General features: G+C 70.4%; 15 protein-coding genes. 7 read left to right on the plus strand and 8 right to left on the minus strand.

Annotated elements, in window-relative coordinates; all coding sequences use genetic code 11:
* Positions 1–37 precede the first annotated feature (37 nt).
* The 3 genes from D450_RS0106415 to D450_RS0106425 all read left to right on the plus strand — a co-directional run bounded on the left by D450_RS0106415 (position 38) and on the right by D450_RS0106425 (position 2,566).
* Positions 38–1,189, plus strand: a complete 1,152-nt coding sequence (locus D450_RS0106415) for a TIGR04222 domain-containing membrane protein (RefSeq protein ID WP_241483079.1) — start codon at positions 38–40, stop codon at positions 1,187–1,189.
* Positions 1,190–1,303: 114 nt separating this feature from the next.
* Positions 1,304–1,702 carry an NUDIX domain-containing protein gene (locus D450_RS0106420; RefSeq protein ID WP_017537853.1) on the plus strand — a complete coding sequence of 133 codons (399 nt, stop codon included), beginning with the start codon at positions 1,304–1,306 and terminating at the stop codon, positions 1,700–1,702.
* 366 nt (positions 1,703–2,068) lie between these two features.
* A complete protein-coding gene (locus D450_RS0106425; RefSeq protein ID WP_017537854.1) occupies positions 2,069–2,566 on the plus strand; it encodes a hypothetical protein in 498 nt (165 codons plus the stop codon).
* 190 nt (positions 2,567–2,756) lie between these two features.
* On the opposite strand, the gene D450_RS0106430 is transcribed toward D450_RS0106425, so the two are convergent.
* The 3 genes from D450_RS0106430 to D450_RS0106445 form a co-directional block, all read right to left on the minus strand.
* The gene (locus D450_RS0106430) at positions 2,757–3,914 is read right to left on the minus strand and encodes a hypothetical protein (protein WP_017537855.1); all 1,158 of its coding nucleotides are present in this window, start codon (positions 3,912–3,914) and stop codon (positions 2,757–2,759) included.
* A 557-nt stretch (positions 3,915–4,471) separates the two neighbouring features.
* Entirely contained in the window at positions 4,472–4,915 is a 444-nt protein-coding gene (locus D450_RS0106440; protein ID WP_241483080.1) for a class I SAM-dependent methyltransferase, read from the minus strand.
* Between the two features lie 99 nt (positions 4,916–5,014).
* A complete protein-coding gene (locus D450_RS0106445) occupies positions 5,015–5,995 on the minus strand; it encodes a DUF2332 domain-containing protein (RefSeq protein ID WP_017537858.1) in 981 nt (326 codons plus the stop codon).
* 783 nt (positions 5,996–6,778) lie between these two features.
* On the opposite strand from D450_RS0106445, the gene D450_RS0106455 reads away from it, so the two are divergent.
* Positions 6,779–7,765: a pentapeptide repeat-containing protein gene (locus D450_RS0106455; RefSeq protein ID WP_017537860.1), complete on the plus strand. Its 987-nt coding sequence runs from the start codon at positions 6,779–6,781 to the stop codon at positions 7,763–7,765.
* A 392-nt stretch (positions 7,766–8,157) separates the two neighbouring features.
* Here the strand turns inward: D450_RS0106455 and D450_RS32255 are convergent, their stop codons facing one another.
* Together D450_RS32255 and D450_RS0106465 are read right to left on the minus strand one after the other, a co-directional pair.
* Positions 8,158–8,328, minus strand: a complete 171-nt coding sequence (locus D450_RS32255; protein ID WP_017537861.1) for a DUF397 domain-containing protein — start codon at positions 8,326–8,328, stop codon at positions 8,158–8,160.
* The gene (locus tag D450_RS0106465) at positions 8,315–9,130 is read right to left on the minus strand and encodes a helix-turn-helix domain-containing protein (RefSeq protein WP_017537862.1); all 816 of its coding nucleotides are present in this window, start codon (positions 9,128–9,130) and stop codon (positions 8,315–8,317) included. Before D450_RS0106465 ends, D450_RS32255 begins: the two co-directional genes overlap by 14 nt.
* A 238-nt stretch (positions 9,131–9,368) precedes the next feature.
* Here D450_RS0106465 and D450_RS32970 point away from each other — a divergent pair, with 238 nt between their 5' ends.
* Complete coding sequence (locus D450_RS32970) at positions 9,369–9,722, plus strand: hypothetical protein (protein WP_152520808.1); 354 nt, start codon at positions 9,369–9,371, stop codon at positions 9,720–9,722.
* 17 nt (positions 9,723–9,739) lie between these two features.
* Positions 9,740–10,117, plus strand: coding sequence for a hypothetical protein (locus D450_RS0106475; RefSeq protein ID WP_017537864.1), 378 nt, complete (start codon positions 9,740–9,742; stop codon positions 10,115–10,117).
* Positions 10,118–10,298: 181 nt separating this feature from the next.
* On the opposite strand, the gene D450_RS0106480 is transcribed toward D450_RS0106475, so the two are convergent.
* Positions 10,299–10,901 (minus strand): response regulator transcription factor, encoded by a 603-nt coding sequence (locus D450_RS0106480; RefSeq protein WP_017537865.1) that lies wholly within the window; start codon positions 10,899–10,901, stop codon positions 10,299–10,301.
* 31 nt (positions 10,902–10,932) lie between these two features.
* Complete coding sequence (locus tag D450_RS0106485) at positions 10,933–12,135, minus strand: sensor histidine kinase (RefSeq protein WP_017537866.1); 1,203 nt, start codon at positions 12,133–12,135, stop codon at positions 10,933–10,935.
* A gap of 381 nt (positions 12,136–12,516) precedes the next feature.
* Between D450_RS0106485 and D450_RS0106490 the strand changes: the two genes are divergently transcribed.
* On the plus strand, positions 12,517–12,990 hold the full coding sequence (locus tag D450_RS0106490; protein ID WP_017537867.1) for a small multi-drug export protein: 474 nt from the start codon (positions 12,517–12,519) through the stop codon (positions 12,988–12,990).
* Positions 12,991–13,095: 105 nt separating this feature from the next.
* On the opposite strand, the gene D450_RS29615 is transcribed toward D450_RS0106490, so the two are convergent.
* The coding region (locus tag D450_RS29615) for an alpha/beta fold hydrolase (RefSeq protein WP_017537868.1) at positions 13,096–13,815 on the minus strand (720 nt) is incomplete at its 5' end.

Consider the following 13,815-nt stretch of genomic DNA (forward strand, 5'->3'; position numbering starts at 1 on the left):
AGGGGATGTGCGGCGTTCGTGGGTGAGAGTGATCGGGGTGAGCGCCGGCCTTCTGGGAGCCGGAGCCCTTGCGCTGGGCGTCGCCGCCGGGAGCGCCGACTCCTACGAGTTGCGGGTGCTGGTGTGGCTCTGTGCCGTGACCGCGGCCACGGCGGCCGTCGTGCTGGCGCTCTGGGCCTACGGCCTTCACATCTCCGGTGCCGCTCTGTGCCGGGCCCATTCTGCGATTGAGGGCCGCTCCGTCCCCGACCCTGACGATCTGTCCCCAGAAGAACTCGCCCTCCTGGCCGGCGGGCCGGGACGCCTCCTCGGCGTCTGCGCGTTCGACCTCTTCCTGACCGGGTGGCTGGGCGACGGGGCACCCCAGGTGTTCCTCGGCCACAGGGCGTTCAAGGAGGCGACCGACGTCCTTCCTCCGCTACGGCGATCGATGGTGGAGTACGCCGCGAAGACGGAAGCCGTGGAGCCGAACCGGCTCGTGGGCAGGGTCGGCGCGCCGGGCGTGGTCCGGGACATGCTTCAGGACCTTGCCGCCCGGGGCCTGTGCTCGGACACCGAGGGCCTGTACCGGGCGTGGGCAGTACAACGCGCCCTGGCGCTGGTGCAGCGCCTTCTGATCATCGTGGTGTTCACCGAGGTCCTCATGGCGGCCGGCGGGATCCTGGTGCTCGCCCCCGCGCTCGCCGTGATCGCCTATCCGGTGGGCTTGGGAGCGACCGGCGCACTCGCGTTCGCGGTGAACCGGTGGACGGCCGAGGTCTCGCCCCGCACCGCGGCGGGCCAGGAAGTCCTCGACACCGCACGGGAGCGGTACCGCCGCCCCACCCCCGACAGAGACATGACCGTCTCGCGCGCTCTGGCCCTGCGCCGTGTCGCCGTCTTCGGAGGGCTCGGAGCCAACGTCTCCGGGGAGCGCTACCGGGCTTCCCGGCACGTGCTCCCAGGGTCACGGCTCCCGCCGCCCCGAGGAGGCCCCATCGAGCAGTTCGATCCCGTCGCCGCATGGGACATCGTCAACCGCTACAGGCCGGCCGAGCACCGTCCCCTCCGTGTCGCCCCCGAAGGCGGGGCCGAGGCCGAACACGACTCCGTGCGCGAATGGACCCCCGCGTTCTGGGAGGGTCCAGAACGCCCGAGCGAACCAGGCTTCCACTGGCGGCGCTACCAGCCACCGGCCGAGCACGCCTGACCCGACGCCACTCCCGCCTGACGTACCCCCTGCCCGACGCCGATCTCCGCCCCGACGTCCCGGCCCCCGTGGTCCATGGACGTGCCGTCTCCCCCCTCGCGTTAGGAGTCCGCTGTGGCCCGACCCACCGGCTGCCTCGTCCTTGTCACCGATCCGCTCGGCCGCGTCCTCCTCCAGCTCCGCGACGACATCCCCGGGATCTGCTGGCCCGCCCACTGGGCGCTTCCGGGTGGACGCCGGGAGCCCGGGGAGTCTTGGGAGCAGGCGGCGATCCGCGAGGTCGCCGAGGAGACCGGGATCCTCCTGGACCGGGTCGAGCGGGTCCGGGCCGTCGACGGCGACGGCGACGGGACACCACTGTTCCGTGGCGCATTCGACGGCGATGAGGGCGATCTGGTGCTCGGGGAGGGACAAGAGCTGCGGCTGGTCTTCCCTTCGGGCCCGCTTCCCGAGCCGATGCCTCCGCACATCCGCCGGCACATCGCCAGGCTGTCGGGGGCGCGGGCGGTGTGAGCCGGCGCGCCGACGCGCACGACGGTCTCATCGCGCACGCCGGGACCGTCGGACGCCGCGTTTCCCCGTTCCGCCATCGGGAGGCCGCCCACCGGCGCCGGGCGTGCACGGCCCTCTGTCCGCCCGAGCGGCCCCCTCATCAGCCGGGGCAGACGACATCCCTGGTCAAGGTGGTGTGCAGCGACCGTGGCGCAGGGGTCAGCCGGGGACACCCGGTGCCGCAATCCCATTTTCGACAACTTATTGTGATTACTCGATCGCCCTACGTAGGATCACGGTGTCCTCGGTGACCGCGTCCCGCTCACAGCGGCCGCCATCCCCCATCGCGGCCGGGCGTGCCCGGCCGTACGAAGGAGCGGATACCCCATGTCCACGAGGAACCCCCGGACCCGCGTCCTGCGCCGCGCCGCGGCCGTCGCCACGGCCGCCACCGCCGCGCTCGCCCTGCTCTCCTCCCCGGCCGCGGCGGAGGAGGCCGACGAGCGGACGGGAACGCGCTCCGGCGCGGAGGCCTCCGCCCAGCAGTCCTGGCTGTACGACCCGGCGGTCGTCCCCAACCCCCGGACGTCCCTGGCCCACTCCTTCAGCCGCGGCACGGCCCAGATCCGCTTCGGGACCTACCAGGGCACCCAGTACGGCTGGGGCCGCGCGCTCAACGCCAACGCCGACCACTGGATCCGGTTCGAGGTCGACCTGAACGGCGACCGCAGCTGGGACATGTACAACGCGTGGCGGGTCGGCGCGCGGATCTACACCCGCGGCTACCCGACCTCGTCCTCGGCCGCGCGGGCGTTCCGCGCCTGCATCGTCGTCAACCCCGGCGACGGGTGCGTCAGCGGAGGAAACGGCACCTACTGGTGGTGACCCCGCCCCGTACCGCCGTGCTGCGGGCGACCGGCGCGCAGGGCGGCCCGCCGAGGGCATGAGCGGGTCGGCATGCGCGGGCGGGGCCCCGGCACACCGGTGCGGCCGCGCGGGAGCCACCGCGCGGCCGCGCCGCCGAGGACATGCGGGGGTGCGGGGACGCGCGGAAGACCGCGCACCGCCCCCGCCGTCAGACCTCCAGGAACCAGTACCTGAGGGTCTCGCTTCCGCCCACCGTTCCGGGGCCGGCGACCTCGACCAGTACGGGCCCCTCGAAGCCCTCGGGCACCTCGAACCCGACCGCGCCGTCCCAGTCCTCTTCCTCCGGCAGCCGGTCGGGGGCGGACGTCGCCTCCTCCGGGGGGTAGAGCTCGGCCTCCTTCATGTCGTCGCCGTACAGGACACGGATGTCGGGCTCGGTGAAGTCCCAGGAGCCGGCGCCCTGGAACGGGTTCTCCACCTTGTACTCGAACCACTGCCCATCGACGTCGTCCGTAGTGGCGTCGTTGTCCGAGAACAGATTGTCGCCCACGCCCATCGACAGCGGGGTCCCGTGCAGCGGGAGCATCCGGCCGCCCGGCGAGCCGGCGCGCCACACGGACGTGTCCTCCGTCAGATCCTCCAGCGTGCCGGCCTCGTCCGCCGTGGCCCCGGGGGCCTCGTCGGCCAGCGGCCCTGTAACGGCCCCGGGGTCGAGGTCGAGGCGCCAGTAGCTGAAGAAGTCGGGGTACTGCTCGTCGTTGCGGTAGTCGTCCACGTCGGGACCGGTGCCGGGATCGCGGACCTCCAGAACGGCGAAGTCGTAGTCGTACTCGGTCGGAACCGCGTACGTGCGGCGGACCTCGATCCCTTCGTTGGGTCCCAGACGCGTCGGCCAGGAGTCCGAGGCGGCCGTCAGCAGCGGGATGTCGGACATCAGCGCACCGGCGCCGGCCTTGTCGCCCATGTAGATGAGGTCGAGGTCCTGGTCGGTGGTGTTGATGACCTTCAGGGTCACCGCGTAGGCCTGGAAGCCGGCGTCCAGTTCCGGGTGGGAGGAGTACATGCCGGGCCCGATCGCCGAGGATCCGATCGGGAGGGGCTCCACCGCGAGGACGTCGAGCGTGAAGTCCCCCTCGGGGGATTCGCGCACCTCGCCGGGGGTGCGCAGGCCCGCCGCCGTGCTCGCCTCCAGGCTCTCGAAGGTGTAGTCGCCGCTGTTCCACATGGAGGGAACGGCCCAGTCGGGCACGGTTCGGGGCCCCTCGGAGGTTCCTCCGCTGCGCGGCACGGCGCCGGGGATGCCCATCCGGAAGGGGATGTCGGTGAAGAACCACACGCCGGCGGCGCCGCCGGCCAGCACGAGCACCAGGGGAACGGCGATGAGTGTCAGAACCAGGCACCCGGACTTCTTCTTCGCCCCCGCCTGCTGCGGCCCGCCGTGAGGCCCACCTGGCGGTCCGCCCTGAGGCCCGCCGTGGGGCCCGGCGGGCGGCCCTCCGGGCGGCGGTCCCGGCGGTCCCGGCGGTCCCGGCGGACCTGGCGGTCCGTGGGGTGGTCCATGGGGTGGTCCTCCACCCGTCGGAGGACCACCGGGGCCGGGCGGTGCCCCCGGTGGCGGCGCCTGTCCGGGAGGAGGCCCAGGAGGCGGTCCGGTAGGCGGTGGAGGTCCGGGCGGCGGCTGCTCGTTCGGGCCGGACCGCGGACCGTGCGGTTGCTGTGGGCCGGTCGGGTGCACGTGGCCTTCTTTCACTGTGATGGGGGAGGTCAGGCAATCGGTACAGCCTGATCCGCGCATTGTCACCGCCTGCGGGGAACGCCTCAACCCGCTTCGACCGTGATGAAAATGCGCAGGGCACGGCCACCGCGCGCACCGCACGGCCGCTCGCCTCCTCACCATCACCCCGGCCCATCGCGCAAAGGGCTCTAAGAGACCGACTCTCGCTTCCCGGGCGGCGACGGCCTGCGCGCCCAGAACAAGGCGTGTTCGCCGTCGCCTTCCGGCTCAGGCACAACGAGGCGACTCGTCACCGTCAACCCGGCCCCGGTGATCTGCTCGGCGTAGGTGTCCGAGTCCGCATGGCTCCACCACATCGCCGCGGAGCCGCCGAGCCAGCGCTCTTGCGTACCGGTCCAGGCCGTTTCGCCGACGGTGGCGAGCAGGCGTCCGCCCGGCCTCAGCCAGCGCGCGATCCGTCCGAGGAGGGGCTTCTGGTCCGGAAGCGGCATGTGGATGAGGGAGTACAGGCACACGACCGCGTCGAAGCCCTCGTCGGGAAAGTCGACGCGGGCGGCGTCCGCACGGATGAAGTGCGCCCCGGGGACCAGGCTGCGGGCGCGGTCGATCTGTACCTTCGGGTCGGAGGGCATGGGTGGATCGTGTCGGTCCATGCAGGCGAGCATCGCCGCCCTGACTCCGGGGGCGCCAATGGTTCTCCGGGCTGTCACGGCGTGCCGGGGCGCGGTTTCTTAAGGGAGCCACCTCAGGTATTGCCCGTGCGGTGCGGTCATGGCCATGAGGTGTCCGTCCATTCGAAGCACGAACTCTCTGCTGCGGTGCCCCGCGGACGCGGGCAGAGCGTAGGGAAGCGCCCCGGGCGCCTCGTTGGAGATCCAGTGGCAGGAGCGTTCCTGCACGGCCTCCACGAACTCGCGGCGCTCGGCCTCGGGGAGGTAGGGAAGGACAGCGCTATGGAAGACTACCGGCGTGGTGCCCGCGGGAACCTCCGCGAGGAGGTCGTCCAGCTTCTCGACCATGTCACCGCGCACCACGCGGACCGGGTGGCGGCGGGCCGTCTCCAGTGCACCACGGAGACGCTGGTGGCGGGAATGGTGACCGGGCCAGATCAGGCTCTCCAGCCAGCGCACGTCCTCGGGGTCCGCGGGGTCCAACGGGTTCAGATCGATACCGGCGCGCCAAGCGACATGGGGGACGCCCTCGGGGAACGGCACCGGACCGCTCGTCTCGCATTCCAGATCGACGCGTGCGGTCGAGGGACCGATGGGCGGGCGGTCGTCATAGAGGTACCGGTACCGGTCGGGGTTCAGGCACAGCCCGGACGAAGCTCCCACCTCGATCAGGGCGAGAGGCTGAGGAAGGGAACAGAGCAACGGGAGGAGAAGAGCGCAGCGCCCGGGTTCGTTGGTCTGGGTACTGCGGCTCCGCATCGTCCCCTCGACCTGGTCCCAGTGGTGCAGGAGCCACGCACGGAATCGGGAGTGGTCATCGATCGGCCCACCGTGCAGACGTACGGCCCCAAGGAGGAGATTGGGCTGGCGCTTGGGTTCGGGAAGACGTTCGATCAGCGCCAGGACCTCGGGATCATCGGAGATCGAGGCAGTGAGAGCCGCGTAGACGGGGGAGGTCTCCCTGGCTTCGTTATCCGCGAACCATCGATACCGGTACGCCGTGGAGGATCGTTCAGCCGTTTGCTCGTTTCCTGTCCACATAGAAAAACGAACCTACAGACGTGGGAGGAGGGCCGTGAAATAGGCCTCCCCCATCCGAACACAACCAACACAAGAAGCCCCGATAGCCGCGCGTGTACGGTGAGCATCTTCCGCGCACCAGCACCAGGCTGCTGGGGTCGGCACCATCCCCGCGTTTGTTGGGGCGGCGTTCAGGCCAGATGCGGGCCAGCGAGACGGTATCGGCGCTGGTCAGCGAGGTTCGTCGGGGCACGGCCCGGTGAGTGGCCCGGCATGGCGGAACGCCTCGTCCAACGCCTGGTTCGCACGGCGCTCGTCCAAGCGGACCTGTAGGGGGTTCTGGGCGCGGTCGGGCTCAAACACCGCCACGCGCCCCTCGGCCACAAGGGTCCTCACGCTGGCGCTCCGGATGCGTCCGGCGAGTCGCCCGGCGGCGCGGGCCTCCTGGCGCTGGGGGTCGTCCTGGCAGTCGATGACCACGGCGCCGGTGCGCTTCAACGCCTTGGCGATGCGGTAGGGCGTAGGCGGTGCGCTCAGCCCTCTCCTCGGCCTGCCGCGCCTCTTGCCGAGCTCGGGCCCGGCGGGCCGAGGGGGAGGCGTCGATGCGGATCACGGGGGGCTGGCCCGTCCATACACCGACGCTACCGGGCCCGGTGCCGCGCGGTCCCAGGTCCGGCGCTGTGGGAAGGGCGGACGGATCCGGCCGCTCGGACCAGGCGGAAAGATCGACCGGAGCGCGCGGACAGGTCGTGTCTTCCGGGCTTATGGCGACATGTGTCCGCTGGGGGTGCTGGAATGGCGCGCATGCGGTGGAAGAAGGCGTGGGGCGCGGTCAAGGTGTGGGGTCGGCGGTACCTGTGGGCGTGGGCGGTGCCGCTGGCTGTGGCGGTCGTGGGCCTGGTCCTGGTGCTGCTGCTGGGGCCCTTCACTGACTGGGTCGCGGGTCCGGTTGTGCACGACCTGGGCGGCAAGGAGGAGGCAGCGGCGCTGAATACGGTTCGCAAGACTGTGTTGCAGGCGGTGGGGGGCGCGGCGGCGCTGTCGGCGCTGGTGTTCACAGCGATCAACTACCGGTTGAACCGCCGAGGCCAGTTCACAGAGCGCTATGCGACAGCGATCGGACATCTTGCCTCAGACAAGCTGGAGGAGCGCATTGGGGGGATATACGCGCTTGAGCACATCATGCGGGAGTCTGAGCGCGACCACGCAACCGTGGTGGAAGTGCTCTCGGCGTTCGTACGGGAAAGGGCACCCACTTCCGGGAAGGAAGCGGGCTATGCCTGTCACAATCGGGGCCGGTGGATGCACCCGCCCACCGGATCACCGGACCCGCCTGGGCGGGCAGAGCACTCGGAGCGCCCCTCCACTGACGTGCAGGCAGCGTTGACGGTTATCGGGCGACGTCCCAGGCGCCCCGAAGCAAACCAGGTCGACCTTCATGGAACAGACCTGCAAGGGGCCCACCTTTGGGGTGCACGCCTCAGAAACGTTAACCTGGAAAACTCCCACCTGGAAGGCGTAGTGCTAACAGGCGCCCACCTCGAGAACGCGTTCCTGGAACGTGCCCACCTGAAGGGTGCGAAGCTGCTCTTTGCCCACCTCCAAGGCGCCTATCTACAAGGCGCTCACCTCGAGAACGCGGAACTGTGGAATGCGCACCTCGAACGCGCACACCTGGAGGGCGCTCACTTTGAACACGCAGACCTAACGGACGCCCACCTCAAACATGCACACCTAGAAGGCGCCTTTCTTGCTGGGGCCAAGGGGCTCGACGAAGACGCCGGGAATTAGGCGGTCTGGCGCGTCTCTGCCGGCCGTAGCGGAGCGGAGGCCGCAGTGCCTGTACCTGCAGAAACTCGATGCGAGGGCCATTCCTTCGCGGACGGGCGCGCCCCGTCGGTGGCGCGCGGATGGTGGACGCTATGAGCGTCGGGAGGCCGGGGAGCGACGCGGAGCGGGCGCCGTGCGGGCACGCGACGGAGGAGCGCGCGCAGCACGGATGCCCGCGTGAGCGGAAGGAACCACGGCCGACTGTCCGCGACGTGGCGAAGCCCGCCCGCGCGTAGCGCGGGCGGGCCTTGATCCTGTAGGGAAACTCCTCACACAGCGCCCGGGGCCGCGCCGACGCCGTACTGTCGGGCCGTTCCTCCGGGCTCGGGTGGTTCCCCAGGTGCGTGCGAGATCTAGAGTTCGCCGCGCTCCAGCGCCCTCAGGAACGCGCTCCACTCCGGGCTGGGGAACTCCAGATGTCCGAGGTCACGGTTCTGGGTGTCGCGTACGGCGGTGTTGGCTCCGTCAGCCACCTCGACGCAGTTGGAGCCCCCGTCGCTGTAGCTGCTCTTACGCCACTTCATCGTCCAACCTCTTCATCTCATCCCGAAGCCTGCCCAAAGCTGCTTCCGGACTGGTAGCCGCCCCTTGTAGCGCGGCGAACTGCATCCGGAACCGGGCTACGTCTACCGCATTGGTGATGATCTGCCCCTCATGCGGGGTTTCGGCGAACATCACGTCCGGTTCGTTGTCCGTCGTGATCAGCTTAAACGCTCCGGAGTTGCCCGGATGTCGGGGCGTATCCGCTGGTATGAGCTGCATAGTGATCCGATCGGCTTCAGCCAGCTGGTACACGTAGGCGAACTGGGCCCGCATGGTCTTCGGGTTGCCGTAGCGCCGCTGCAGGATGGTCTCGTCCAAAGCCAGCCAGACTCTCGGGCGCGATGCGGCAGTCAACCGCTGCGAGCGTTCAGCTCGGGCATCGGCTCGGGCCTGTAGCTCCTCCTCGGAAAGCCACTGGGCTCCGTACCGCATCAGTGCTGCTGCGTATTCCCTGGTCTGGAGGTAGGCGGGAAAGACCAGGACTTGGTAGTCGTAGATCGCGCTGGCGCCCTGGACGAGTTCGGCGACTTCAAAGCGCCATGCGTCGCGCCCGGAGCCGGTGAGCCCGTCCCAGACTCGCTGCAATCGTCCGTACCCGACCGTTTGGTCGAGGCGGGTCCTCAGGTCGCTGGAGGGCTCGACGTTTCCGCGTTCGATCTCTGAGATCTGGGACTTACTGCAGTTGACCTTGTTCGCCAGTGCGGTTTGCACGAGCCCGGCTTCGTTCCTCAACCGCCGAAGCTCTGCGCCGTAGGCCTGGAGTAGGCGCTTGTCAGGGGGCATGCCTTCATCCCACCACGAACAGCGCCCGGCGTCTGGACCCATTCCAGAGATTTCCAGCGCGCCTGGAACTCTTCCAGAGAACTGACAACAGTCTTCAACTGCTGCTTTCCATGCACAAAGCTGACGCCATGGACAGGGAAGCGGGCCTGCACCCTTCAGTCCGCTCGGCAGACCAAACCCCCGCGACGCGGGTCGGCGTCCGGGGGCGTGGCCCCACCTGGCAATGAGGTGAGACAACATGGACGATATCCCCCACGGAACCCCTTCTGCACCCAGTACCGGCGACCCGGGTCCCCCGGATCTCCCGGCGGGGATCGCCTCGGCCGCGCGCACGTGGAACGCCCGGCACCCGGGGTGGGTGGCGACCTTCCTGCCCTCGGCCCCGGTGGAGTGGCAGTGGGTGGCCGACCGCATCCGGCGCCTGGACCCCTTCGAGCGGGCGCGCGGGCACCGGGCCACCGTCTACGCCCCCGACCTGGACGCGCTCTCGGACGTGGTGGCCTGTGAGGTCGAGCGGCAGGCGCCCTACCTGGCCGGGAAGGCGCGCCCAGTGGGCGGCCAGCCCTGGGCCCCGGGACGGTACGCCCGGTGAGGGGGGGAGGTGGCGTGATGGCCTCAGACGATGCCGCATCCCGGCGGCTCTTTCCCCGCGAGGGCCCCGACGACGACGGCGGCGGGGAGTGCGCAGAGGTGGAGCCGGTGCCGGATGCGGGCGCGGTGTGGGCCTACCTCGACGGGGCCACGGGGGACCTGGTGCTCACGCTGACCGACGACGCGCGCGGGGTGCTGCGGCTGCGCCCGCGTGCTGAGGAGCACGAGGCCGTGATGCAGACCCTGCTGACTGCGACCTGCTCGGGCGCGCGCAACGCGGTGGATGAGGACACCCGGACGTGGTGGGCGGCCGTGGCCCGCCATGGACAAGCCGTCCTTGACCACATGAGCGGAGCCGCCCTGCTGCCCCGGGTGGCCCCGGAAGGCGAGGAGTAGCCCCCGCCCCAGGTTCCCCCGCCTGTCGGTTCGAGCCAACTCCCGGCAGGCGGGGCCCGAAACGACCAGACGGCCACACCCCCGTGCGCGGGGAGCAGCCTTATTGACCGGGGAGGATGCGCCTAGGGACCGCTGATTTTCGACCGCTTCGGATCCCGCCCCCAGCTGTGTGTCGCTCTTCCTACAGCCAATCGTGCTCGTACGCATAGCGGGCCGCCTCGTGGCGGGTGCGGGTCTGGGTCTTCTGCATCGCGTTCGACAGGTAATTGCGCACCGTTCCTTCGGCCAAGTGGAGCCTGCCGGCGATGTCCGCCGCCGAGTATCCGTCGCGTGTCGCCCGCAGCACGTCGACTTCCCTGTCGGTGAGCGGGCAGTCGTCGATCACGGCGAGTGCGGACACGTCCGGGTCGACCCACCGCTTGCCCTGGTGCAGCGTGCCGATGACCGTCGCGATGTGCGCCGGCTCCGCGGACTTGCTCACGAACCCCTGGACGCCGAGCTTCAGCGCCTTACGGAGCACCCCCGGCCGGGCATGGCGGGTCAGCATCAGGATCACCTGGTCCGGCCGGACACGACGGATCTCCGCGACGGCGCCCAGCCCGTCCATGCCCGGCATCTCCAGGTCGATCACCAGTACATCGGGCCGGTGCTCAAGAGCCGCCTCCACGGCCCCCTCGCCGTTCTCCGCCTCGGCCAGAACGGTGATCCCTCCCTCGATCGGGAGCAAGGCGGCCATCGCCTTGCGGAGAAGCGCCTCGTCGTCGGCGAGCACCACGGTGGTCATCTACCGGTCGTCCTTCCCTATCGCCATCGCCCTATCGCCGGACCGCCTCGGGCCGCTCCGGACCGCCTCCCCCAGCGGCTCCCAGGGCGCGCGGGAACGAGGCGGACGTGCGGAACACCCCCTCGTCCACCTCCACCGTCAACACGCCCCCTTCCGAGGCGAGCCGCTCGCGGAGGACGGCCAGTCCGCTCAGCTCCGGGGACGGGGAGCCTCCCTCGCGCACACCGTCATTGGCGACCGTGATGCCCGACTCCGTAACGGTGATCCATACGCGCTCCGCCTCCGCGTGGCGCAGGATGTTGGTCGTCGCCTCCCTGAGAACCTGACCGAGCAGCTCCCCTGCACGGGCATCGACATCCCCCACCCGGTCCGCCTGCACACGGATTCCGGCGGCCTCGAAGAGGTTCTTCGCGTTCTCCAGTTCCGCAGCGAGGTTGAGCCGTCGCTGGGCATAGGCCAGCTCCTTGGTCTCGGTGATGGTCTCACCGACCAGGGCGTGCACCTCGTCCAGCTCCTCCTCCGCACGCTCGACGTCGCTGTGCAGAAGCCTCTTCGCCAATGTGACCTTGAGCTTGACCACGTGCAGCGTGTGCCCCTGGATGTCGTGCAGGTCGCCCGCGAACCGCACGCGCTCCCGCATGACGGCCAGGTCCGCCTCGCGCTCACGCGCCTTCTCCAGCTCCCCCATGAGGCCGTGGACCGCATGCACCAGCACGGCGAGAACGACCCCGCCCAAGGCGATGCACACGGACACGAGGACGTACCGGAGCAGGACCTCCTCTGCGCCCTCATGCCCCATGACCAGTTTGGCCCCGATCGCGGTTGCGGCGACGGCGGCGGTGCCCGCGATCGCTGCCCGGCGGTGGTGCGGCAGCTCCAGGACGGTGATGGTGGCGACGATCGCGAACCCGTAGGCCGACGTGGGCGAGTCCACCGCCAGCACACCGGTGATCCAGACGACCGCGGTGACGAGCAGCCCCGGGAGCGCGACCCGGGGGAAGGAGAATCGCCCCGCGTTCCACCGCCCCATGACCACGAGGGCCGTACCGACGCCTGGCCCGAGCAGGAGCCCGTGCTGCAACGAATCGGCCTCGATGGCCACCAGCAAGGCCCCGACGGCGGAGATCGAGCCGAACACGATGCCGGAATTGGCCTTGTGCAGCTGCCCCTGCGCCTCGTCGAACCGCTCGGGTCCTTCAGCCCGCCCGGACCGGTCCAGCCGTGTGGCTGTCATGGCTCCCCCAGTTCCCTGTCCGCGGCTGCCGCCGGCCGTCGTTCCCCTCCGGCCCCCTCCCCTGCGGGCACCGGACCGCCGCATCGCGCCATCAGCGCGCCGACGGACCAGCACAGCTCGGCGGCTCGTCGACCCGGTGAACCAGGGACGCGCCCCTAGTGTCGCCCACCCGCCCCCGAGCCCACCAGTGACACCACGTCATGAGGGCCCCCTCTGAAATGTCATAGGTGATCGATGACGAAATCTACCTGCACAAATACCGTCCCGATGGGCGAAGGTGGCGTCATGTCCGCGGCGGCCGTGCCGCCGATCCCCGCCGGGTTCGGCGCGGGAGGACGGCCCGGAAACACCGTTGGAAAGACCACTGGAAAGGCGCCACCGATGATCGAGCAGCTCCAGGCCTTCACCGATTCACTACCGCCCGCCGTGCAATGGGTCGTGGTCATCGGGCTCGGAGTCATCCCTTTCGTGGAGTCCTACTCCGGATCGGTGATCGGTGTCCTCGCCGGCCTTCCTTTTGTCGTCGCCGTCCCCGCCGCCATTCTCGGGAACGTGGCCTCGATGCTGTTCGCGGTGTTCGCCGCCCACCGGCTGCGAGGGTTCGTGCGCGGCGACCGCTCAGAGGCCGAACTCTCGCCCCGTCGGGCCAAGCTCAAGCAGCGCTTCGAGCGTTTCGGCGTCGCGGGCGTGGCGCTCCTGGGTCCGCTGGCGCTGCCGAGCCAGATCACCTCGGCGGCGACGGTCTCCTTCGGGGCCTCCCGCAACGCCGTGATCCTCTGGCAGACGGTCTCGATCATCGTCTGGGGCACCGGATGCGGGGCTCTCGCTGCTCTGGGAGCCTCCGCGGTCACATGACGAGGGCGGATCATCCCCGAACGTGCGGGAAGCAGGCTCGTCGGGCTGGGCCTTACACCTGCCGCCCCTTGCTCTGAACCACGTCGACGGCCGTCATGCACCGTGTCATCTGCACAGCAGGTCGGCCAGCTCGTCAGGGGTCTGCAGGCTGACCATGTGCGTCGCCCCCGGGATGACGATGAACTCGGCCCCGTGAATGTCCTCGGCGATGGTGCGCTCCTGCTCCGGCGGGGTCGACGTGTCCAGTTCACCGGCGATGACGCGGGTAGGGACCGTGATCTCCGATAGGCGGGCCCGGGTGTCGACCTTGGCCAGTGCGCGCAGGTTGGCGGCCCAGTCGGCGGGGGCCGCCCGGGCGATCTGGTCCCGGGCGTACCGGACCGGCCAGCCGTTGGCGGCCAGGGCCTCGGGCGTGAACCACCGGGTCAGCGTCGGCACGACCTGCGCCGACATGCCGTCCGCCTCGCCGTTCCGGGCGCGCCGTTCGAAGGCGTCCTGGGCGTCGGCGACGGTGGCGACCAGGTCCAGGCGGCTCACCCGGTCCGGGTGGTCGAGGGCGAAGGTCTGGGCGATCGCGCCGCCCAGCGAGAGCCCGACGACGTGCGCCGCAGGGACCTCCAGCCGGTCGAGCAGCGCGGCCGTGTCGTCGGCGTGGTCGTGCAGCGTCCGCGCGGCCGGTGCGTCCGCGGCCCGGCCGTGTCCGCGCAGGTCGAGCGCGATGACGCGGCGGTCGGCCGGCAGCCGGTCGATGACGGGGCTCCACACCCGGCGGTCCACCCCGAGGGCGTGCAGCAGGACCAGCGGCTCCCGCCCCCCCCCCCCCCC

The sequence above is a fragment of the Nocardiopsis halophila DSM 44494 genome (genome assembly GCF_000341245.1).
GTDB classification, from domain to species: Bacteria; Actinomycetota; Actinomycetes; order Streptosporangiales; family Streptosporangiaceae; genus Nocardiopsis_A; species Nocardiopsis_A halophila.